The sequence below is a fragment of the Subtercola vilae genome (assembly GCF_004923255.1).
Taxonomy (GTDB): Bacteria; Actinomycetota; Actinomycetes; order Actinomycetales; family Microbacteriaceae; genus Subtercola; species Subtercola vilae.
This window is the reverse complement of record NZ_QYRT01000007.1, coordinates 66,090-86,352: the sequence shown is the minus strand read 5'-3', so window position 1 is coordinate 86,352 and position 20,263 is coordinate 66,090. Positions and strand designations below refer to the sequence as shown.

Here is a 20,263-nt window from a genome sequence, read left to right as displayed (position 1 = left end):
GTTTGTCTCGCCCGACACAACTAATTTGCAGCAAACTCTTACGTTTTACACAACCGAAATAAAGTCCCCCCAAAGAGGGCCACAACGTTGTCTATGGTTGTCGAACAGAGCGGCCCCGACCGCCAAGACACCGTTCGTTTTGACTGAGTGAGGTTTCTTACGTGAGTAGTTCCCGGCGCCCGCCCACCCGCACACTGTTCGCTTCAACCCGCGTGAAGGTCGCCGCAGCGACTGCTGCCGTGGTTCTCGCTGTGACGGGTGCGGCCGGGAGTGCGGCAGCATTCCAGCCGGCAAGCTCGGTGTTGGCCTCAAGCTCGGTGTTGGCCGCAAGCTCGGTGGCAACCTCTGCCTCTCAGGGTACGAGCCCGCTCACGCCGCTGCCGGGCGGCCCCACCCGCCCGCCGACCGATTTCACGGCGGGCAGATACATTGTGACCTTGACCGATCCGGCTGCCGCCACCTACCAGGGCGGCGTGAACGGATTCAGTGCCACGAAGCCTGCGGCGGGCTCACAGATGAATGCGCGCTCGCTTCCGGTGCAGAGCTACAGCGACTTTCTGAACAGCACGCAGAACGACATCGCCTCGTCGGTGGGGGCGAGCATCGACTATTCGTACACGCTGGCTCTGAACGGCTTCGCGGCCGACCTCACGCCCGCCCAGGCGTCAGCACTGACGGCGAACAAGAGCGTCGCCCGGGTGACGCCCGACGAGACAAAGCACATCACCGAAGCGGTGCCGTCGACGACGTACCTCGGCCTCGACGGCTCGAAGGGCGTATGGAACACCGTCGGCGGGGTTGCCGACGCTGGCAAGGGCATTGTCATCGGTGACATCGACACCGGTATCGCGCCCGAGAACCCCTCGTTCGCCGGCGGCGCACTCGGCACGACGCCTGGCGCAGAGCCGTACACCGACCCGAACCCCCCAGCGGCATTCGCTGACTCTCCTATCACCTTCGCCAAGGCTGACAACTCGACCTTCCACGGTGCCTGTGTGACGGGCGACGAGTTCACCGCCGCCGACTGCTCGACGAAGATCATCGGCGCACGGTACTACCTCGCGGGCTTCGGCGCCGGCAACATCGCGAGCGTCGCCGATGGTGAGTACGTCTCGCCGCGTGACGGCGACAGCCACGGCTCGCACACGGCGAGCACGGCGGCCGGCAACAACGCGGTCAAGGCCACCGTCGCCGGTGACAGCTTCGGCAACATCAGCGGTGTCGCCCCTGCTGCGAAGATCGCGGTCTACAAGGTCTGCTGGACGGGTGACAAGAGCAAGGGTGTAGCCGACGGGTGCAACAACTCCGACATGCTGGCCGCCATCGACCAGGCCGTTGCCGACGGTGTCGACGTGCTGAACTTCTCCATCGGCGGTTCGAGCGCCGCAACGACCGTGTCTGACACCGACCTCGCCTTCTACGGGGCTGCCTCGGCCGGCATCTTCGTTGCGGCCTCGGCCGGCAACTCCGGGCCCGGTGCCTCGACCCTCGACAATGGGTCGCCGTGGTACACCACGGTCGCCGCCACGACGATTCCGAGCTACGAAGCCACCGCCACCCTGGGTGACGGCAGCACGTTCGCCGGCGGGTCGATCACCGTCGAAGCACACGGCACTGGCCCGCTCACGGGTGGCCTCGTTCGGGCCGACCTCGTGAAGCTCGCCGATGCAAAGGCCGCCGACGCGTTGATCTGCACTCCCGGCACGCTCGACCCGGCAAAAGTCGCCGGAAAGATCGTGTTCTGCCAGCGCGGCGTCGTCGACCGTACGGCGAAGTCTGCAGAAGTGTTGCGCGCCGGCGGAGTCGGCATGCTGCTGGTGAATGCCACGCCCTCGTCGATCGACCTCGACGAGCATGCGGTTCCCACTGTGCACCTCGACTCGACCGCCTACGCAGCGACGTTCGCCTACGCGGCGACGGTCGGCGCGACGGTCACGTTCAGCAAGGGCAACACGGCCGGCGCATCACCCGCGGCTCCGGTTCTCGCCGGATTCTCGTCGCACGGCCCGGTTCTGGCCGACGGCAGCGACATTCTGAAGCCCGACGTCTCCGCACCCGGCGTAGCGATTCTCGCGGCGGGCGCCAACGCTTTCGGCAAGGCACCGACGTGGGAGTTCCTCTCGGGAACGTCAATGGCGGCACCGCACATCGCCGGGCTCGCGGCACTGTACCTGGGCGAGCATCCACTGGCCACACCGGCGGAGATCAAATCGGCCATGATGACCACGGCCACCGACACGGTCGATTTCGGCGGAACTCCCGTTGAAGACGTGTTCGGCCAGGGCGCCGGCAACGTGACCCCCACGAAGTACCTCAGCCCCGGCCTGCTGTACCTCAACGGCCCCGCCGACTGGGATTCGTACATCGCGGGCATCGGCTACTCGTTCCACGACGCCACGCCCGTCGACCCGAGTGAGCTGAACCTGGCGTCGATCGCCATCGGCTCGTTGAACGGAACACAGACCGTCACCCGAACCGTCACGTCGACAGAGGCGGGCACCTTCACGGCGGCTGCCTCCATCGCCGGCGTCGATACCGTGATCTCGCCCTCGACGCTGTCGTTCGGCGCCGCCGGCGAGTCGAAGAGCTACACGGTGACGTTCACTCGCACCACGGCCGCGCTCAACACCTTCGCCACCGGGTACCTCACGTGGACAAGCGGCGCCACCACGGTGCGGAGCCCCCTCGCGGTGCAGCCTGTTCCGCTCGAGGCGCCGGGCGCTGTCGAAGGCCTCGGTACCACAGGCTCGGTGCCGGTCGAGGTGACTCCGGGGTCAGACGGATCGATTCCACTCGCCGTGCAGGGTCTCGCCAAAGGCTCACTGCTCACCGACCTGGTGCCGGTCGACGCCAAGAACCCGCCGCGGGCCGACAATGTCGTGCCGGGTCACTCGGGTGAGGGAGTGGTGAGCGACAAGCTCTACTACAACACCACCGTCGCTGCGGGTACGAGTCTGGCGCGGTTCGACCTCACCTCGGTGATCACGGCCGCGCAGGGGGCTGACCTCGACCTGTTCGTCGATCAGCTCGGCGGCGACGGCACTCCGATCAAGGAGTGGTCGTCGGCCACCGGTGCGGCGAACGAGCGTGTCGATCTCATCGCTCCGGATGCCGGCACCTACCAGGTGCGTGTCGAAGTGTTCGCCCTGCCCGCGGCTGCAGCCGGCTCTCCGCCCACCAACGGGGCCTTCGACGTGAACGTCTTCGACGTCAGCCCCGGTGCGGGGGCCGGCGGGTTCACCGCCACGCCGTCGACACTGGTCGGGGTGCAGAGCCAGCCGACCAGCTATACCGCTTCGTGGACGGGTCTTGACTACTCGTCGAAGTACCTCGGGCTCGTGGCGTACGGCGACACCGGTCTGAGCACCCTTGTGGGTGTGACGACGGAAGCGCCTCCGGTGGTGACGCCCCCGACAACCGACCCGCCCGTGACGGGAGCGATCCCGATCGTGTCACCCGGTGACCCCGGTGCGACGCCGGTACCGGGCGCCGGTTCGGGGCCGGGTTCTGGTTCTGGTTCGGGCTCGTCGAGTGTCGGCGGGCTGGCCGCCACCGGGCTGAACCCGATGCTGCCGGTCGGTCTGGCCGCCGTTCTGCTGCTCGTCGGCATCGGCGCCCTGGTGGTGCAGAAGCGCCGCAAATTGGGCTCGAATGACCCCTCGGGCGAGTAGCCCAGACGAGTAGCCCGAACCGAACTCACGCCCCGCGGGCGGTGCAGGTCACCCTGTGCGACCCGTACCGCCCGCTTCGGCGTCGACGGGCTTTACACCGCCCACACCAGCCCCTAGAGTTACCAGTTACCACACAGGCAACACAAAGCTGGCCCGATTCCGCTCGGAGCCCGAAAGGAACACGCACGATGCCGAACGATCTGTCGGACGTACGTTTTCTCACCGTCGCCGAGGTCGCCGACATGATGCGGGTGTCGAAGATGACCGTGTACCGTCTTGTTCACTCCGGCGAACTGCCGGCCATCCGGTTCGGGCGCTCGTTCAGGGTTCCCGAGACCGCTGTTGCCGCCGTGATCGGAACCCCCGCAGCAGAGGCCGCTGAGGCTGCCGAAGCAGGGGCGTGAGCCGCCTCACTTCGCCTGAGCGGTGCAGAAACGGCGTAGGGCCGCTTGTGCGCTAGACTACTCCGAGGCAATTTTTTCCTTCCCGGCCGCGTGATACGCGGTCAAACCCAAATCTTGTGAGGTATCAGTGGGTTCCGTAATTAAGAAGCGTCGTAAGCGCATGGCCAAGAAGAAGCACCGCAAGCTGCTTCGTAAGACTCGCCACCAGCGTCGCAACAAGAAGTAGACACTCCTTCTCTGCACCGATTCAGCTGCACCGATTCAGCTGCAGTGAGTGAGTTGCACCGAGTGAGTTGCACCGAGCGTCAGGCCTAGGCCTGGCGCTTTTTGCTTGCCCAGAGCACGGGCCAGCCACGTTCGGCAGCGAGCTTCTCCAGCCCGGCGTCAGGGTTGACGGCCACCGGATGCCCCACTGCACTCAGCAGTGGCACGTCGTTGCTCGAGTCTGAGTACGCCCAGCAGTCGGCGAGGTCGACAGCTGCAGGGCGCGGTGCATCCGTCGACTCGGCGCGACCGGTGCTCGTTCCGCTACGGGTGTCGCCGGCGGCGAGACGGCTGACCGCCGCGGCCTTCTCGGCCCCGTGCAGCATCGGCCCGTCGAGCCGGCCGGTGAACACCCCGTTCTCGCTCTCGAAGCGTGTGCCGAGTGCGCCAGAGAACCCGAGGCGGGAGGCGATGACCTGCGCCATGATCTCCGCGGTCGCCGACACCAGCCAGACCTGATCGCCCTGCGCGAGGTGCGCGTTCGCCCGCTCGAGCACGTGCGGCCACAGCCGCGACACGATCTGCCGGTCGTAGACCTCTTCGCCGAGGGTTCGAAGTTCATCCTCGGTGTGCCCACGGAGCAGTTCGAGAGTGCGATCTTTCGCGCTGTTCATGTGGCGCATGTTCTCGCCCACCGCGATGAACCGGGCTTGCTGCCAGGCGAAGGTGGCAACATCCCGAAGCCGTAGCAGCTTGAGTCGCCAGGCACCGAGGCCCACCAGATAGATTGTTGCGCCGCGCACGAGGGTGTTGTCGATGTCGAAGAACGCGATGACCGGGGTGGGCGCGGGTTCGCTCATGCCGACATGCTACCCGGGCCGTGTTTCGGGCGTGCGCACTAGGGTTGAACAGTGGCGCGCGTCGAACTCACCCTCATCTCGAAGCCGGGCTGTCACCTCTGCGACGATGCCCGTGAGGTACTCGCCGGTGTGGTCGGCGAGTTCGCGGTCTCGGCCCCTGAGACCGAGATCACGGTGTCTGAGCTGTCGATCTTCGACGACCCGGCGCTCTACGACGAGTACGTCGAAGACATTCCCGTGGTGCTGGTGAACGGCCGCGTGCACACCTTCTGGCGGGTCGACCCGGCCCGCCTTCGCAGCGCACTCCTGGGAGCCTCATGATTCGCCACATCGTCACCTTCACCCTTCTGGCTGACACGGATGCCCTGCGGCACACGCAGGCCGCCTGGATCGCCGCGCAGCTCGAGTCGCTCGTGCCGCTCATCCCCGAGATCGTCGCGCTCTCGGTATATCCCGATGTGCAGCAGACCCCGGCCAACGCCGACGTCGTACTCGTCTCGGATTTCGCCGACCACGCGGCGCTCGACCGCTACCAGTCGCACCCCGACCACGTGCGGGTGTCGGCGGGCATCCGCGAGCTCGTGGCGTCGCGCGCCGCCATCGACTTCACGCTCTAACCGCGCGCGACCCCGCCGCGCCGTCGGCTTGCCGCAGCACGCGCCGCCCGGGAGGGTGAGAGTTTGCACAGGGGCGATGAGGTGCAGAGTTGTCCACAGATGAGGGTGCGCGGGCGCGTGGAGTCGGTGGGGTTCATAGTGTTGGGCCATGAAAACGACCCGCACGTCGCTCTGGAGCGTAGCGCCCGGCGACCGTCCCCGCGAGAAGCTCGAGAGGCTCGGCCCCGCGGGGCTCAGTGACTCCGAGCTCGTGGCACTTGTGCTCGGTTCGGGGCTGCCCGGCGTCAATGTGCTCGACAGTGCTACGTCGTTGCTCAGCCAGGCGGGCGGTGTAGCCGAACTCATGGGCATGACCGTGCACGAGCTGAAGGCGCTGATGGGGGTCGGGGTCGCGACGGCTGGCCGCGTTGTCGCCGTCGCTGAATTGTGGCGGCGCGCCAACGACCCCGGGGCGGGTGCTGTGCTCGAGCATTCGCACGACATCGTCGACGCTGTGCGGGCATTCCTCATGGCGCGAGCCAGTGCCGCGGGTGGGCGGGTGACGACGGTCGTGGTGGTGGCCGACAGTGAGCTGCGGGTGCGGGTGGTGGTTCCGATTGCGAGCGGGGAGGGTGAGGGTATCCGGCCGCTGGTGGCGCGGGTGCTGCATGAGGTGCTCTATCGCGGAGGGGCAGCGTTCGCGCTTGCGGAGGTGCGACCCGAGCTTCCCACCGATGACGCACCGCTGTATGCGGTGCGCGACGTGCTCAAGCTCGCGTCGGCAACGGTGGGGCTTCGTTTTCTCTCGACCGTCGTCGTGACGCCCGACGATTGGTGCGCCGTCGAGTAGCCGCTGTCGAGTAGCCGCCGTCGAGTGGCCGCTATGGAGCGAGGCGGGTGGGGCCGCGAAAGAGGTAGGTGACCTCGCGCAGGTTGCCCTGGTGCAGCAGCAGCATGAGCACGCGTGCGAGGCCCATGCCGAAGCCGCCGTGCGGGGGCACGCCGTAACGGAAGAAGTCGAGGTACACCGAGAGCTCGTTCGGGTCGAGGCCCTTGGCCACGGCCTGCGCCTCGAGAACGTCGACGCGGTGCTCGCGCTGGGCACCGGTGGTGATCTCGGTGCCGCGAAAGATGAGGTCGTAGCTCTTGGTCAGTGCATCGTTCTCGTCACTGTGCATGTGATAGAACGGCCGGATGCTCGTGGGGTAGTCGGTGAGGAACACGAACTGGTGCCCGAAGGTCTCCTCGACGTACGCAGCGATCTGGCGTTCGCCTTCCGGATCCATGTCGTCGTCGTTGCGGTCGACGACGTGCCCGCGCGAGGCGACGATCTCTTTCGCCTCGAGCAGCGGAATGCGCGGGAACGGGATGCTCGGCACCACCACATCGACATCGAAGAGCTCTTTGATCTCGGCGCCGTGCTTCGCGGCGACCGCGGTGAACCCGGCGACCAGCAGCTCTTCTTGCATGGTCATGACGTCTTCGTGGCTGTCGATCCAGCTGATCTCTGCGTCGACACCGGTGTATTCGGTGGCGTGGCGCGAGGTGAACGACGGGTCGGCGCGAAACACCGGGCCGATGTCGAAGATCTTGCCGAAGCCGGCCGACTGGGCCATCTGCTTGAAGTGCTGCGGGCTCTGCGCAAGGTACGCGGTGGTGTCGAAGTAGTCGAGTTTGAACAGCTCGGCGTTCGACTCCGACGGGCTCGACATGAGCTTGGGGGTGTGGAGCTCGACGTAGTCGCGCTCGACCCAATAGGTGCGGAACGCGTGCTCGAGGGTGGTCTGAATGCGGAAGATGAGGGCGTTGCGAGGTACCCGCAGGTCGAGGAAGCGCCAGTCCATGCGCTTGTCGATGCCGCTGTCGGCCGCAATGGGTGTCTCGGCGAGGGCGAACGTCGACACGGTGAGCGAGTCGAGCTTGATCTCGATGCCACCGAGCTTGACGCGCTCGTCGTGCTTCAGCTGGCCGGTGACGGTGACGAACGAACCCTGGGTGAGAGCCGAGATGGTGGTGGCGGGCTCGTCGGCGATCACGACGCCGTCAGCGTCGGAGTTGCGCGGGTTCACGAGCTGAACCGCACCGCTCTCGTCGCGCAGAACGACGAACTGCACCTTCTTCTGGTCACGAACCGTTTCGACCCACCCCGAAACACTGACGGGGCCGTCGGCCAGGGCGGAGAGGTCTTTGATGAGTACGCGTTCAGTCACGGTCACCAATTCTACTGCCCGCGGGCGCGGGGGTCAGATGCGTGAAGCGTACGAACGCGTGGGTACCGGGCGGTAACCGTCGCGAACGATCAGTGCCGTGGTGGCGACGATGGCTGCGAGAGCCAGAAGACCGAGAACGCTGAGAACAATGATGAGTGCCATGAAAAACCTTTCCTGACACCAATTGAACAACCGACAACTGTTCAGCACAATCTACTTCTTCTTGCGAGATGGTGAAGTCGAGCTTCACTGTTGCGCTGAGCGCTCAGGTGCTGAGCAGCTTGGGTTGTTCTACGCTACGTAAACTAAGTGCCGTGGTAGCCAGCCGAATTCATATCGTCCGTCACGGCGAGGTCTATAACCCTGATCACGTGTTGTACGGGCGCCTGCCCAATTTCGGGTTGTCAGACCTCGGAAAGCGCATGGCCCAGGCGGCCGCCGACGAGCTCGCGTCTCGGGGCCGGCCCGTGACCGCACTCTTCGCATCGCCCCTGCAGCGCGCCCAGGAGTCAGCGGCACCCCAGGCGGCAGCGTTCAACCTGCCCATCCAGACCGAACCCCGCATCATCGAACCGACGAACAAGTTCGAGGGCATGAGCCCCCGGGTTCGAAACGCGGCGCTCCGCCAGCCCAAGAACTGGTCGTGGGTCATGAACCCCTTCAAGCCCAGCTGGGGCGAGGCCTACAAGAGCGTCACCACGCGGATGCTCGCCGCGATCGACGACGCATACAACTCCGTCGACGACGGCGATGTGGTCATGGTCAGCCACCAGCTGCCCATCTGGGCCACGCACCTCGAGATCACCGGCCAACACCTCTGGCACGACCCACGTAAACGACGCTGCAATCTTTCGAGCATCACCACCGTCGAGCGACAGGGCGATCGTTTCGTCGAGATCGGCTACGCCGACCCCGCCGGTTCGCTGCTGGTCGGTGCCGTCGACGACGGGGCGGTGTGATTCGGTGACGATTCGACGACCACTGCTGGCTTTCGCCGCGGCCGCGCTCGCGGTGGGCATTCTCGCGGGCTGCAGCAGTGACCCGCTCGCCGCCCAGTACCGCAGCGGTGACAGCAAGCAGTACATCGCCGGCGACGGCACGGTCACCGAGATCGCTGCCGAGAACCGAGGTGCCGTGGTGAGCTTCACTGGCACCGATGACACCGGTGCGGCCGTCGATTCGTCGACGTACCTCGGCCAGGTTCTGGTGCTCAACTTCTGGTATGCCGGGTGCGCGCCGTGCCGCGCCGAAGCTCCCGCCCTGCAGACGCTCAGCGTGAAGTACGACGGCAAAGGCGCGAGCTTCCTCGGCGTGAACGTGCGTGACCAAGCAGCCACCGCGGTGGCGTTCGGCCAGTCGTTCGGTATCACGTACCCCTCTGTCATCGACACGAATGGTGCTGTTCAGCTCGCGCTGAGCGGGCAAGTGGCTCCGAACGCCGTTCCCACCACGTTGGTGATCGACAAGAAGGGCCGGGTCGCCGCACGTATTCTCGGCCAAGCCACCGAACCGAGCATCCTCGATACCCTCATCGGTGACGCCGTCGCCGAAACGAGCTGATCGGTGGCCGTTTCGTGGTGAACCCGTTCGCCGAGGCCGTGCTGAACGGCCAGTTGATCGTCGCTATTCCCATCGCCATGCTGGCGGGCCTGGTGTCGTTCGCGTCACCCTGCGTGCTGCCGCTCGTGCCGGGCTACCTTGCCTACGTGGGCGGCCTGAGCGAGCCGGGGGAGAAGCGCAACCGCCGCCGGGTTCTGCTCGGCATCAGCCTGTTCGTGCTCGGCTTCTCGCTGGTGTTCATCGCGGCCTCGACTCTGTTCGGCGCGCTGGGTGTGTGGCTGCTGGTGTGGGGCGACGTGATCACCCGGGTGCTCGGCGTGATCGTGATTCTGCTGGGGTTGGTGTTCATCGGCCAGTTCAGCTTCATGCAGCGCACGTTCAAGCCCACCTGGCGGCCCGCCACCGGCCTCGCTGGCGCACCGATTCTCGGCATCGTCTTCGGCCTGGGCTGGACCCCGTGCATCGGCCCGACGCTCGGTGCCATCCAGGCGCTCAGCCTCACGGGCGGCTCCGCTGCCAGCGGCGCCCTGCTCGGTCTGTTCTACTGCTTCGGCCTCGGTATTCCGTTTCTGCTGGTTGCTCTCGGGCTCAACTGGGTCACGCATTCCATCGCATTCCTCAAACGGCATATTCGTTTCATCAACATTCTCGGCGGCGCGGGCCTCGTCATCATCGGTGTTCTGATGGTGAGCGGGTTCTGGACCATCTGGACCTATCAACTGCAGGCGGTGATCACCGGTTTTGTCCCGGCCATCTGACCACTTCGATTCCCCCGACCCCGCGGCAGAGCGCCGCCTGAAGGCTGGCGGCACGGGCCCCGGCGACGGTTCCGGTGGCCCAGACGGCCCGGGCGGCTCCGACGACATCGTGCAGCCCAAGCTCGGCTTCGTCGGCTGGCTGCGCTGGACCTGGCGCCAGCTCACCAGCATGCGCACCGCGCTCTTTCTGCTGCTGCTGCTCGCCCTCGCCGCCGTGCCCGGTTCGCTCGTGCCCCAGCGCGCCGCAGACCCGAACGGCGTCACGCAGTACTTCGCCGACAACCCCAGCCTCGCCCCGTTTCTCGACAAGCTGCAGGCGTTCGACGTCTACACCTCGGCATGGTTCTCGAGCATCTACCTGCTGCTGTTCATCTCGTTGATCGGTTGCGTCGTTCCGCGCGCAAAGCACCACTTCGACGCCCTGCGCGCCAAACCACCGCGCACCCCGGCACGCCTCTCGCGGCTCGCCGGCTTCGAGCGGCGCGAGGCCCCCGACGGCATCGGCGCTGTCGCGGCCATCGAATCGGCCCGCAAACTGCTGCGCAAGTCGGGATACCGCGTCGTCGTCTTCACCGCCCCCGGTAAGAACGGCGCGGGCGAAACGGCGTCGGTCTCGGCCGAGCGCGGCTACGCGCGGGAGACGGGCAACCTCGTGTTCCATGCCGCGCTGGTGGGCATCCTGCTGACCGTCGGTGTCGGCGGCGGCTACGGGTTCAGTGGCCAACGCGTGCTCGTGGCGGGCGGCGGCGTGTTCGTGAATACCCTGAGCGCGTTCGACTCGTTCAACCCGGGCCGGTTCTTCAGCGAAGACTCGCTGGCGCCGTACTCGATGAAACTCGACCAGTTCACGGCGACCTACGAGACGAAAGCCGACGGCGCCTTCGGCCAGCCGATCGACTACAACGCCATGGTGACGACGCAGGAGCGCGGCCAGGCTCCGCAGACGGCCGACATCAAGGTCAACTCACCTCTGCGCATCGGCGGCACCGACGTATACCTGCTCGGCAACGGCTATGCGCCCACCATCACGGTGAAAGACCCGAACGGCAAAGTGGTCTTCACCGACTCCGTGCCGTTCTTGCCGCAAGACGCCAACCTCACCTCGGTGGGTGTTGTGAAGGTTCCGGATGGCCTGTCAGAGCAGCTGGGCATGATCGGCTTCTTCTACCCCACACAGGCCACCTCGACGACCGGAGCCTTCTACTCCACCTACCCCGACGCCGACTACCCCGTGCTGACGCTCAACGTCTACGACGGAGACCTCGGCCTGAACGGGGGAGTGCCCACCTCGGTGTACTCGCTGAACACCGACAAGATGAAGCAGCTCACGGGCGGGTCGACCGGCGTGGCGTCGATTCAGCTGAAGCCCGGCGACAGTCAGGCGCTGCCGAACGGCCTCGGCACCATCAGCTTCGACACCGTTCACCGTTACGCCTCGCTCGACATTCACCACGACCCCACCCAGGGCTGGGTGCTGTTGTTCGCAGCCTCGGCACTGCTCGGGCTGCTGATCTCGCTGTTCATCCCGCGCCGACGCGTCTGGGTGAAGGCCACCGAGCGTGCCGACGGCACGCTGAGCCTCGAATACGCCGGTCTCGCTCGTGGCGAAGACCCTCGGCTGCTGCCCGCAGTGGCCGACATCGCCGAAAGGCACTCGAAACTTCTCACGGGCGCTACACCGCCCGAAACAAACGCTTAGGCTACTATCGTGACCCTTGACGAGTATTCGATCTTTTTCTTGTATGCAGCCATGGCTGTGTATGCGTTCGCCTTCATCGCGTTCGCCCTCGATCTTGCTCGCCGGTCTGCCCAGGTCTCGGCCGGCAACACCGTGGCGGTCGACGGCTCGGTCACAACGGCGCCCACGGTGCGCGAGAGCGTGGCGGCGGGTTCCGGTGCATCGTCGGCCGTGCTGAACGCGAGTTCGGCCACGCTGGTCGCAGAGCGCCCCGCCGGCGGTTCTGTCGATGGCAGCGCGAAGAGCGGCAAGAATGGCGCAAACGTCGCGAACGGTGCGGTCGCGGCCGACGGCAGCGTCACCCGCCGCTCGCTCAGCCTCCGCTTGGGCGTCTCGTTCACGGTCATCGGTTTTCTGCTCGAGCTGACTGCCGATGTTCTTCGCGGCATCGCGGCGAACCGCGTGCCGTGGGCCAACATGTACGAGTTCTCGATGACCGGAACCGTGCTCATCGTCGCCGTGTTCCTCGTGGTCATCACCCGCGTCGACCTGCGCTTTCTCGGCACGTTCATCACCGGGCTCGTTCTGATTCTGCTCGGCATCTCCACGGTGAACTACTACGTGGTCATTGCTCCTCTGCCGCCGGCGCTGCAGTCGGCCTGGCTCGTCATCCACGTGTTCGTGGCGAGCCTCGGCACGGCATTCTTCGCGCTCGGTTTCGCGCTGTCGGGCATCCAGTTGCTGCAGTATCGACGTGAGACACTCACGCTCGGTGCCGAGTTCTTGAAGCTCAAATTTCTGGCATCGCTGCCCGATTCGACCCGGCTCGAGAACCTCGCCTACCGCGTGAACATCGTGGGGTTCGTATTCTGGACCTTCACGCTCATCGCCGGTGCCGTGTGGGCCGAGCGTGCGTGGGGCCGCTACTGGGGTTGGGACACCAAAGAGGTGTGGACCTTCATCATCTGGGTCATCTACGCGGGCTACATTCACGCCCGTGCCACCCGCGGCTGGCGCGGATCGCGCTCGGCGTGGCTCGCCATCATCGGTTTCGGCGCGGTGCTGTTCAACTTCGGCGTCGTGAACGTGTTCTTCCACGGCCTGCACTCGTACTCGGGCCTGTAAGCCCAGACTGCTGGATGCCCCGCCTCAGCGCTGGCCGCGCGCCAGCTTGAGGTAGCGGTACACCGTCGGCTCCGAGACATGCAGGGCAAGGGCCGCGTGCGCGACAGCGCCCTTCATCAGAAAGATGCCCGCGCTGTCGAGTTCGCGAACGGCCTGGATCTTCTCCTCGGGTGTCATGCGTGAGCCATCGACGCCGAGGCGTGCGACGGTGCGCGCCACGTTGTCGCGCGTGAGTTCGTCGACGCTGAGGCTCAAGCGCTCGGCGACTTCGGCCATCTCGGTGCTGCCGTGCGGCGCCCGGCGCCCGGAGGTCTCCCACCCTGAGGTCTCCCGGCCACGGTCGTCGTCGGTGGGCCGCTGCCCCGACGACTTCAACAGGCCCGTCGTCTGCGTGATCGACTCGAGCAGCTGCCTCGCCTCGTGCAGGGGGCCGTCGTCGACGTTGAGGCAGAGCATCCCGATGACCGCGCCGGCCTCGTCGCGCACGAAGAAAGTCGACGATCGAAAGTAGCCGCCGCTCTGCGACTGGGCAAGGTAGTTGGTGAGAAAGTCGCGCTCGAGGTAGTCGTGGTTCTGCAGAATCTTCAGCACCAGGTCGGTGGCCGGGCCACCCACGCTGCGACCGCTCATGGCACCGTTCTCGACCGCGATGATCGAGCGGGAGAGGTCGCTGATGTCATGCAGCACGATCTCGGTGCGCGGCCCCATGAGCGAGCCGAGAAAGGGGAGCAGAGCGAGATAGGGCTCGAACTCGGGCCGAATGCGTCGCTCCGGTTCGGTGGGCGCGATATCGGTCATGGGCACATCCTTCCCGAGAACAGTGCAGAGAACAATGTTTCGTTTCGGTAAAAACTTATCGTCAGCATGATAAATAACTATTATCGTGCGAAAAGTCAGGCTAGTGTGTTTCGGAGAGACCCCGGAGCATGCACCAGCAGCCTCTGTGACAATGACGACCAAAGGAAATCTCCATGCGCACCACACGAAAAACAGCGCTGGCGGCGACACTCACCGCCGCAACACTCGCCATACTGCTGTCGGCCTGCGGCGGCCCCTCGGCACCGCAGCCCGGGGCATCCGGTGCCGCAACAGGCGCAGCGAGCCTGATTCCCGACACGTCGGCCCTGCTCTCGGCCGTGAGCGCTGACGCCACGCTCGAGGCGCAGGTTCCGGCCGCCATCTCGGGCACGAAAGAGTTGAAGGTCGGCTCGTACGTGCAGTCGGCTCCGAACAACTTCTTCGCCGCCGACGGGTCGACCGTGATCGGCTCAGACCACGACATCATCACGGCCATCGCTGCCAAGCTCGGCCTGAAGACCACGTACTCGAACATGGACTTCGGCGCGCTCATCACGAGCCTGCAGTCGGGCCGCGTCGACGCGACCATCGCCGCCATGAACGACACGGCAGCCCGCCAGCAGACCATCGACTTCGTCGACTACCTCACCAGCGGCATCACCCTCATGGTGCAGAAGGGCAACCCGGCGAAGATCAGCAGCCCGGCCGACCTCTGCGGCAAGAACATCGCCGTGGTCACCGGAACAAGCCAGCAGACCTTTGCCGAAGACACCAGCGCGAAGTGCGTCACCGACGGCAAGACCGCCCTGAACATCACGGTGACCGACAGCGACAGCCAGAACCAGACGCAGCTGCGCACCGGCCGCATCGACGCGATCGTGAACGACCTGCCGAGCGCGGTGTACATCTCGAAGACGACGCAAGACGGTAACGCCTTCGAGGTCGTTCCCGGCGATGTGATCGACGGCGCGCCCTACGGCATCGGCGTCAACAAAGACAACGCGGCTCTCCGCGACGCCATGGCCAAAGCGCTCGACCAGCTGATCGACGACGGCACCTACGGCAAGATTCTGGATGCCTGGGGCATCTCCTCTGGCAAGGTCACCACTGCGGTTGTCAACGGCGGCAAGTGATGACAACCCCGTCGGTGCGCGAACTTATGCCCCAGGTGCGCCTGCGCCACTGGGGGCGGTGGGTCATCGCAGTCGTCATCCTGGTGATTCTCGGGGCGCTCGCCTACGGGGCCTCACAGGGTGACATCTCGTGGCGCGACATTCCGTACTACATCATCTCGCCGATCATTCTCACGGGGCTGGTCAACACGATCATCCTCGCGGTCGCGGCGCAGGTGGTTGCGGTTGTTCTCGGTGTGATCATCGCGCTCATGCGCATCTCTGAGAACCCAGTGGCGAAGTGGTTCGCGGCGGCCTACACCTGGCTGTTCCGCGGGCTACCCGTGCTGCTGCAGATTCTGCTCTGGTACAACCTCGCACTCATCTTTCCGCGGCTGCAGCTGGGCATCCCGTTCACCGACGTCGTATTCATCGACCTCTCGACGAACGCGGTCATGACCACGTTCGTGGCGGCCTTTCTCGGGTTGATGCTGAACGAGAGCGCCTACATGGCCGAGATCGTGCGGGCGGGCCTGAACAGCGTCGACCGCGGCCAGATCGAGGCGGCCCAGTCGATCGGCGAGACGCCGCTGCAACGCATGTGGCGCATCGTTCTGCCGCAGGCCATGCGGGTGATCATCCCGCCGACCGGAAACGACTTCATCAACATGCTGAAGGGCACCGCGATGGCCTCGGTCATCGGCTACGTGGAGCTGATCAGGGCGGCCAACAACATCGCCTCGTTCAACCTGCAGGTGATGGAGACGCTGATCGCCGCGGCCTTCTGGTACATGGTGATCGTGAGCGTTGCGAGTGTGGGCCAGTCGTACCTCGAGCGTTCGTTCGACCGCAGTGACCGCGCCAGGGGCGGCAGCGGCGGTTCGCGCCGGGCCCGGCGTCGCCTCGCCAGAGACCTGATGACCCCACCGCTCGTGAGGAGCCAGTCATGACCGATTCCCGAACCACCCGGCCCGTGCTCGACGCGGTGCGGGTGAGCAAGCACTACGGTTCGAACGAGGTGCTGAAAGATGTCTCGTTGCAGGTGGCTGCGGGCGAGGTGGTCTGCATCATCGGGCCTTCCGGCGCCGGCAAGTCGACGTTCCTCCGCTGCATCAACCGGCTCGAGGTGCCCGATGCGGGCGAAGTCTGGGTCGATGGTGAGGCGATGGGCTTCGAAGAGCGCGATGGAAAGCTCTACGAGCTGAGCGAGCGCCGCCTGTCGAAGCAGCGCGCCTCCACCGGCATGGTGTTTCAGCACTTCAACCTGTTTCCGCACCTCACCGTGCTCGGCAACGTCATGGAGGGGCCTGTGCGGGTGCAGAAGCGCCCGGCCGCGACCGTGAGGGCCGAAGCGCGTGCGGTTCTCGAACGGGTGGGTCTCGGCGACAAGATCGACAGCTACCCCAGCCAGCTCTCCGGCGGCCAGCGCCAGCGCGTGGCCATTGCCCGGGCGGTGGCGATGAAGCCGCTCTTTCTGCTGTTCGACGAACCGACGAGCGCGCTCGACCCCGAGCTGGTGGGCGAAGTGCTCACCGTCATGGCCGGGCTCGCCGCCGACGGTATGACCATGCTGGTGGTGACCCATGAGATGGGCTTCGCCCGCGAGGTGGCCGACCGCGTGGTGTTCATGGCCGACGGCGGCATCGTGGAACAGGGCACGGTCGACGAGGTGCTGCTGCACCCCCGTGAGGCGCGCACGCAGCGCTTTCTCGAGCGGGTGCTGGCGTGAGCGGGTTCGACACCTACCTGCGGAGCTTCGGCGAAGACGTCGGCTACCTGAACTTCGCGAGCTACGGGCCGCCCTCGCACGAGGTGGCGGCGACCGCCGAGACCCTCATGGCCACGGCCGTGCGCGGTGCGGTGGGGGCCAGCGACCGGATGCACGCCGAAGACCTACGCGCCCGTGCCGCCTTCGCCCGCCTCAGTGGGTTCGCGTTCGACGCTGTCTCTCTCATTCCGCACACCTCGCTCGGCCTCTTTCAGGTCGCGTTCGGAATCGACCGGGGCACCGTTCTCATTGGCCGCTCCGAATTTCCCGCGAACCTGTACCCGTGGCTCCGCGCCGCAGAGATCGGCCTGTCGCGGGCCCGACTCATCGGCGCGGTGGGGCAGAACATCACGCCGTCAGCGATCGCAGAGGCGCTGGCAGAGACACCCGACGTCACGGCCGTCACGGTGAGTGCCGTCGACTTCCGCTCGGGCTTTCGGGCCGATCTCGCCGGTATCCGTGAGGCCATCGGGCCCGACCGGCTGCTGATCGTCGACGCCATCCAGGGCTTCGGTATCGTCGAGATGCCCTGGTCGCTGGCCGACGCCCTCGTGGTGGGCGGCCAGAAGTGGCTGCGCGCTGGCTGGGGTGCCGGGGCGCTCGCGTTCTCCGGCGCCGGGCTCGAGCGTATCCGCCCGGTGCTCGGTGGGTGGACAGGAGTACTCGAACCTTCGCGCTACGACGGCGCCGAGCATCCGGTGCGCCCCGACGCCCTGCGCTTCGGCATCTCGAACCTCTCGCCGTTCGCGACCGGTTCGTTCGCCACGGCACTCGAACTCGTCGAGGCGGCGACGGTCAGCGCCATCGAGGCCCGCATTGCCGACGGGGTGGATGCCCTGCTCGACGCCCTCGACGACGCCGGCCTGCCCGCGGTATCGCCACGCGAACGCTCGCGCCGGGCCGGCATCGTGGCGCTTGCGCTGCCCGGCCGCGCCCCAGCGGCACACCGTGCGCTGGCGGAGCGCGGCATCACCACCACCCTGCACGGCGACGACCGCATCAGGCTCGCCGTTCACGCTACGACAGAGGCGACCGTCTTCGAGACGGTGGCCGAAACGCTAGGAGAATACGTATGACCGCACAGCCCGCCAGCACCTTCAGTGCCCCGCTCACCGCCATCAGCACGACGAACGCGCCCGGGGCAGTGGGCCCCTATTCACAGGCGGTTCGCACCGGCGACCTGCTGTTCGTCTCGGGCCAACTGCCCATCGACCCGGCCACCGGCGTCTTCGCCCTGGGCGGCATCGGTGCCGAGACCACGCAGTCGCTCCGGAACGCCGAGGCGATTCTGCTCGAGGCCGGTACGTCGCTCGATAACGTGGTGAAGACCACGGTGCTCGTCACAGACCTGGCCGACTTCGCCGAGATCAACGCGGCCTACGGCGCTGTCTTCACCGGCCCCGTGCAGCCCGCGCGCGCGGCCTATCAGGTGGCCGCGTTGCCGATGGGCGCGAGGGTCGAGGTCGAACTGGTCGCCGCGTGCCGGCCGGTCGACTCGGTCGAGGAGACCAGCAGGGCGTAGACCCGCTCGAGGCGCTCACGCCACCACACGTCTCGCTCGTCGCTTGCGAGTTGCTGCTGTACGAGCGACTCGTCGAGCAGCGGGCGTACGACGGCGATCGACCCGTTCACGGGGATCAACGGTTCGGCGGTGACATCGGCGGCCAGCAGGGCGGCCGTGGCCAGCCCGCAGTCGTATTCCAGATTCGGAATACATGCGGCGAGGTGGGCGCCCATGGCGATTCCGATCGAGGTGTCGAGAGCTGACGAGACCACCACGGGCAACCCGGCACGGCGAACGATGTCGAGGGCCGAATGGATGCCCCCGAGCGGCTGCGCCTTGATGACCAGCAGATCGGCGGCGCCCCGGCGGGCAACGTCGAGCGGATCATCCACCTTTCGCACACTCTCGTCTGCCGCCACCGGAATACCCATGTACTTCACGCGCTGGCGGATCTCCCACAGGTCGTCGACGCTGGCACACGGCTGTTCGACGTATTCGAGGTCGAACTCGGCCAGGGCGTGGATGGCGTGTTCTGCCTCGTCGACATTCCAGCCGCCGTTCGCGTCGAGCCTGATGCGGCCCTCGCTGCCGAGGTACTCGCGCGCCGCCCGCACGCGGGCGATGTCGTCGTCGAGGCTCTGGCCACGTGCGGCGACCTTCACCTTGATGGTGCGGCAGCCCGGGTAGCGATCGAGAACGGCACTCACGTCGGACTCGCCCACAGCGGGCAGGGTGGCGTTCACGGCAATGCGGTCGCGGAGGAGGTCGGGGGTGGGCTGCCATCCGAAGTCGATGGCACCGGCCAGCCACGCCACGGCCTCGGCATCGGAGTACTCGATGAACGGCGAGAACTCGGTTGCGCCTTCGGGGCCCCGCAGAATGACCGCTTCACGAACATCCACCCCCCGGAAGCGCGTGTTCAGCGGCAGAGAGACCACGCTCGCGAGTTCGAGCAGTTCTGTCAGCGTCGGCAGGGGGCGGTGCGTTTGGGCCATGACCCATTGTTGCGCGCCGAGCGCTGTTCTGTGCGCGCGTAGGCTTGGGGGATGGTCACACCAACGCCTTCTGTCTCTGAGATCTTCGACGCGGCCGAGTGGGTGGTCGCGCCCGGTGCCGAGGCGATGACCGACATCACGTACCACCACGACCTCGCCGGCCAGGTTGCCCGCATTGCGTTCAACAGGCCAGAGGTGCGTAACGCCTTTCGCCCGCATACCGTCGACGAGCTGTACCGTGCACTCGACGACGCCCGGCAGAATCCGCGCATCGGCGTCGTGCTGCTCACCGGCAACGGCCCAAGCCCGAAAGACGGCGGCTGGGCGTTCTGCAGCGGCGGTGACCAGCGCATCCGCGGGCGCGACGGTTACCAGTACGCACAAGGTGACGGCGCGGGGCTGAACGCGGCCAGCACCGGGAGGCTGCACATTCTCGAGGTGCAGCGGCTCATCAGGTTCATGCCGAAAGTCGTCATCGCAGTCGTTCCCGGTTGGGCCGCCGGCGGTGGGCACTCGTTGCACGTGGTCTGCGACCTCACCATTGCGAGCGAAGAGCACGGCAAGTTCAAGCAGACCGACGCCGACGTCGGCTCGTTCGACGCGGGGTACGGCAGCGCGTACTTCGCCCGGCAGATCGGGCAGAAGAACGCCCGCGAGGTGTTCTTTCTCGCCCGGGAGTACAGTGCGCAGCGGGCGTACGAGATGGGCGCTGTGAACGCGGTGGTGCCGCACGCGTCACTCGAGAAAGAAGCGCTCGAGTGGGCGCGCACCATTCTCACGAAGTCGCCCACGGCCATCCGGATGCTCAAATTCGCCTTCAACGCGGTCGACGACGGCCTCGTGGGGCAGCAGGTCTTCGCCGGCGAGGCCACCCGTCTCGCATACGGCACCGACGAGGCCGTCGAGGGCCGCGACTCCTTCCTCGAGAAGCGGGCCCCCGACTGGTCGCCGTACCCGTACCACTACTGACCCGCCGCGCTTCTGGCGGGTGTGGGTGCGGGATACGCAGGCGGGCGGGCG

General features: G+C 66.4%; 22 protein-coding genes. 17 read left to right on the top strand and 5 right to left on the bottom strand.

All coding sequences use genetic code 11. The annotated features are described in order from the left end of the window. The first annotated feature begins 161 nt into the window (after positions 1-161). From D4765_RS05510 to D4765_RS05500, 3 genes are all read left to right on the top strand, one after another. Entirely contained in the window at positions 162-3,671 is a 3,510-nt protein-coding gene (locus tag D4765_RS05510) for a S8 family serine peptidase (protein WP_237280277.1), read from the top strand. 188 nt (positions 3,672-3,859) lie between these two features. Continuing rightward, positions 3,860-4,075 carry a helix-turn-helix domain-containing protein gene (locus D4765_RS05505; protein ID WP_136641247.1) on the top strand — a complete coding sequence of 72 codons (216 nt, stop codon included), beginning with the start codon at positions 3,860-3,862 and terminating at the stop codon, positions 4,073-4,075. 127 nt (positions 4,076-4,202) lie between these two features. Further along, entirely contained in the window at positions 4,203-4,301 is a 99-nt protein-coding gene (locus D4765_RS05500) for a 30S ribosomal protein bS22 (protein WP_003792170.1), read from the top strand. Between the two features lie 85 nt (positions 4,302-4,386). Here the strand turns inward: D4765_RS05500 and D4765_RS05495 are convergent, their stop codons facing one another. Further along, positions 4,387-5,139, bottom strand: coding sequence for an HAD family hydrolase (locus D4765_RS05495; protein WP_136641246.1), 753 nt, complete (start codon positions 5,137-5,139; stop codon positions 4,387-4,389). Positions 5,140-5,190: 51 nt separating this feature from the next. Here D4765_RS05495 and D4765_RS05490 point away from each other — a divergent pair, with 51 nt between their 5' ends. The 3 genes from D4765_RS05490 to D4765_RS05480 all read left to right on the top strand — a co-directional run bounded on the left by D4765_RS05490 (position 5,191) and on the right by D4765_RS05480 (position 6,585). Beyond that, on the top strand, positions 5,191-5,460 hold the full coding sequence (locus D4765_RS05490) for a glutaredoxin family protein (RefSeq protein ID WP_136641245.1): 270 nt from the start codon (positions 5,191-5,193) through the stop codon (positions 5,458-5,460). After that, the gene (locus D4765_RS05485) at positions 5,457-5,756 is read left to right on the top strand and encodes a Dabb family protein (RefSeq protein ID WP_136641244.1); all 300 of its coding nucleotides are present in this window, start codon (positions 5,457-5,459) and stop codon (positions 5,754-5,756) included. Before D4765_RS05490 ends, D4765_RS05485 begins: the two co-directional genes overlap by 4 nt. 148 nt (positions 5,757-5,904) lie before the next feature. Continuing rightward, on the top strand, positions 5,905-6,585 hold the full coding sequence (locus D4765_RS05480; RefSeq protein ID WP_136641243.1) for a UPF0758 domain-containing protein: 681 nt from the start codon (positions 5,905-5,907) through the stop codon (positions 6,583-6,585). 31 nt (positions 6,586-6,616) lie between these two features. Here the strand turns inward: D4765_RS05480 and aspS are convergent, their stop codons facing one another. Both aspS and D4765_RS19935 read right to left on the bottom strand, forming a co-directional pair. Then, a complete protein-coding gene (aspS, locus tag D4765_RS05475) occupies positions 6,617-7,945 on the bottom strand; it encodes an aspartate--tRNA(Asn) ligase (protein ID WP_136641242.1) in 1,329 nt (442 codons plus the stop codon). A 33-nt stretch (positions 7,946-7,978) separates the two neighbouring features. Next, positions 7,979-8,107: a hypothetical protein gene (locus D4765_RS19935; protein ID WP_272898607.1), complete on the bottom strand. Its 129-nt coding sequence runs from the start codon at positions 8,105-8,107 to the stop codon at positions 7,979-7,981. Positions 8,108-8,259: 152 nt separating this feature from the next. Here D4765_RS19935 and D4765_RS19620 point away from each other — a divergent pair, with 152 nt between their 5' ends. The 5 genes from D4765_RS19620 to ccsB are packed head-to-tail and all read left to right on the top strand — an operon-like array spanning position 8,260 to position 13,066. Beyond that, entirely contained in the window at positions 8,260-8,904 is a 645-nt protein-coding gene (locus tag D4765_RS19620; protein ID WP_161580362.1) for a histidine phosphatase family protein, read from the top strand. Positions 8,905-8,908: 4 nt separating this feature from the next. Next, positions 8,909-9,505 (top strand): TlpA family protein disulfide reductase, encoded by a 597-nt coding sequence (locus D4765_RS05465; RefSeq protein WP_237280276.1) that lies wholly within the window; start codon positions 8,909-8,911, stop codon positions 9,503-9,505. Between the two features lie 14 nt (positions 9,506-9,519). Beyond that, on the top strand, positions 9,520-10,263 hold the full coding sequence (locus D4765_RS05460; protein WP_476718328.1) for a cytochrome c biogenesis CcdA family protein: 744 nt from the start codon (positions 9,520-9,522) through the stop codon (positions 10,261-10,263). Further along, a complete protein-coding gene (gene resB, locus D4765_RS05455; RefSeq protein ID WP_420824524.1) occupies positions 10,247-11,962 on the top strand; it encodes a cytochrome c biogenesis protein ResB in 1,716 nt (571 codons plus the stop codon). The genes D4765_RS05460 and resB overlap by 17 nt, the downstream gene beginning before the upstream one ends. A 51-nt stretch (positions 11,963-12,013) precedes the next feature. Further along, entirely contained in the window at positions 12,014-13,066 is a 1,053-nt protein-coding gene (ccsB, locus tag D4765_RS05450; protein WP_136641347.1) for a c-type cytochrome biogenesis protein CcsB, read from the top strand. A gap of 24 nt (positions 13,067-13,090) precedes the next feature. On the opposite strand, the gene D4765_RS05445 is transcribed toward ccsB, so the two are convergent. Then, positions 13,091-13,864 (bottom strand): helix-turn-helix transcriptional regulator, encoded by a 774-nt coding sequence (locus tag D4765_RS05445; RefSeq protein ID WP_136641239.1) that lies wholly within the window; start codon positions 13,862-13,864, stop codon positions 13,091-13,093. Between the two features lie 173 nt (positions 13,865-14,037). On the opposite strand from D4765_RS05445, the gene D4765_RS05440 reads away from it, so the two are divergent. The 5 genes from D4765_RS05440 to D4765_RS05420 are packed head-to-tail and all read left to right on the top strand — an operon-like array spanning position 14,038 to position 18,266. After that, positions 14,038-14,997, top strand: coding sequence for an ABC transporter substrate-binding protein (locus D4765_RS05440; protein WP_136641238.1), 960 nt, complete (start codon positions 14,038-14,040; stop codon positions 14,995-14,997). Continuing rightward, positions 14,997-15,926 carry an amino acid ABC transporter permease gene (locus D4765_RS05435; protein WP_136641237.1) on the top strand — a complete coding sequence of 310 codons (930 nt, stop codon included), beginning with the start codon at positions 14,997-14,999 and terminating at the stop codon, positions 15,924-15,926. Before D4765_RS05440 ends, D4765_RS05435 begins: the two co-directional genes overlap by 1 nt. After that, positions 15,923-16,705 carry an amino acid ABC transporter ATP-binding protein gene (locus D4765_RS05430; RefSeq protein ID WP_136641236.1) on the top strand — a complete coding sequence of 261 codons (783 nt, stop codon included), beginning with the start codon at positions 15,923-15,925 and terminating at the stop codon, positions 16,703-16,705. Before D4765_RS05435 ends, D4765_RS05430 begins: the two co-directional genes overlap by 4 nt. Further along, the gene (locus D4765_RS05425) at positions 16,702-17,820 is read left to right on the top strand and encodes an aminotransferase class V-fold PLP-dependent enzyme (protein WP_201799232.1); all 1,119 of its coding nucleotides are present in this window, start codon (positions 16,702-16,704) and stop codon (positions 17,818-17,820) included. Before D4765_RS05430 ends, D4765_RS05425 begins: the two co-directional genes overlap by 4 nt. Beyond that, positions 17,817-18,266: a Rid family detoxifying hydrolase gene (locus D4765_RS05420; RefSeq protein ID WP_136641235.1), complete on the top strand. Its 450-nt coding sequence runs from the start codon at positions 17,817-17,819 to the stop codon at positions 18,264-18,266. The genes D4765_RS05425 and D4765_RS05420 overlap by 4 nt, the downstream gene beginning before the upstream one ends. On the opposite strand, the gene D4765_RS05415 is transcribed toward D4765_RS05420, so the two are convergent. After that, positions 18,170-19,243, bottom strand: a complete 1,074-nt coding sequence (locus D4765_RS05415) for an o-succinylbenzoate synthase (protein WP_136641234.1) — start codon at positions 19,241-19,243, stop codon at positions 18,170-18,172. The two genes, D4765_RS05420 and D4765_RS05415, sit on opposite strands and share 97 nt — an antisense overlap. Before the next feature lie 51 nt (positions 19,244-19,294). Here D4765_RS05415 and D4765_RS05410 point away from each other — a divergent pair, with 51 nt between their 5' ends. Next, positions 19,295-20,212, top strand: a complete 918-nt coding sequence (locus D4765_RS05410) for a 1,4-dihydroxy-2-naphthoyl-CoA synthase (RefSeq protein WP_136641233.1) — start codon at positions 19,295-19,297, stop codon at positions 20,210-20,212. Positions 20,213-20,263 lie beyond the last annotated feature (51 nt).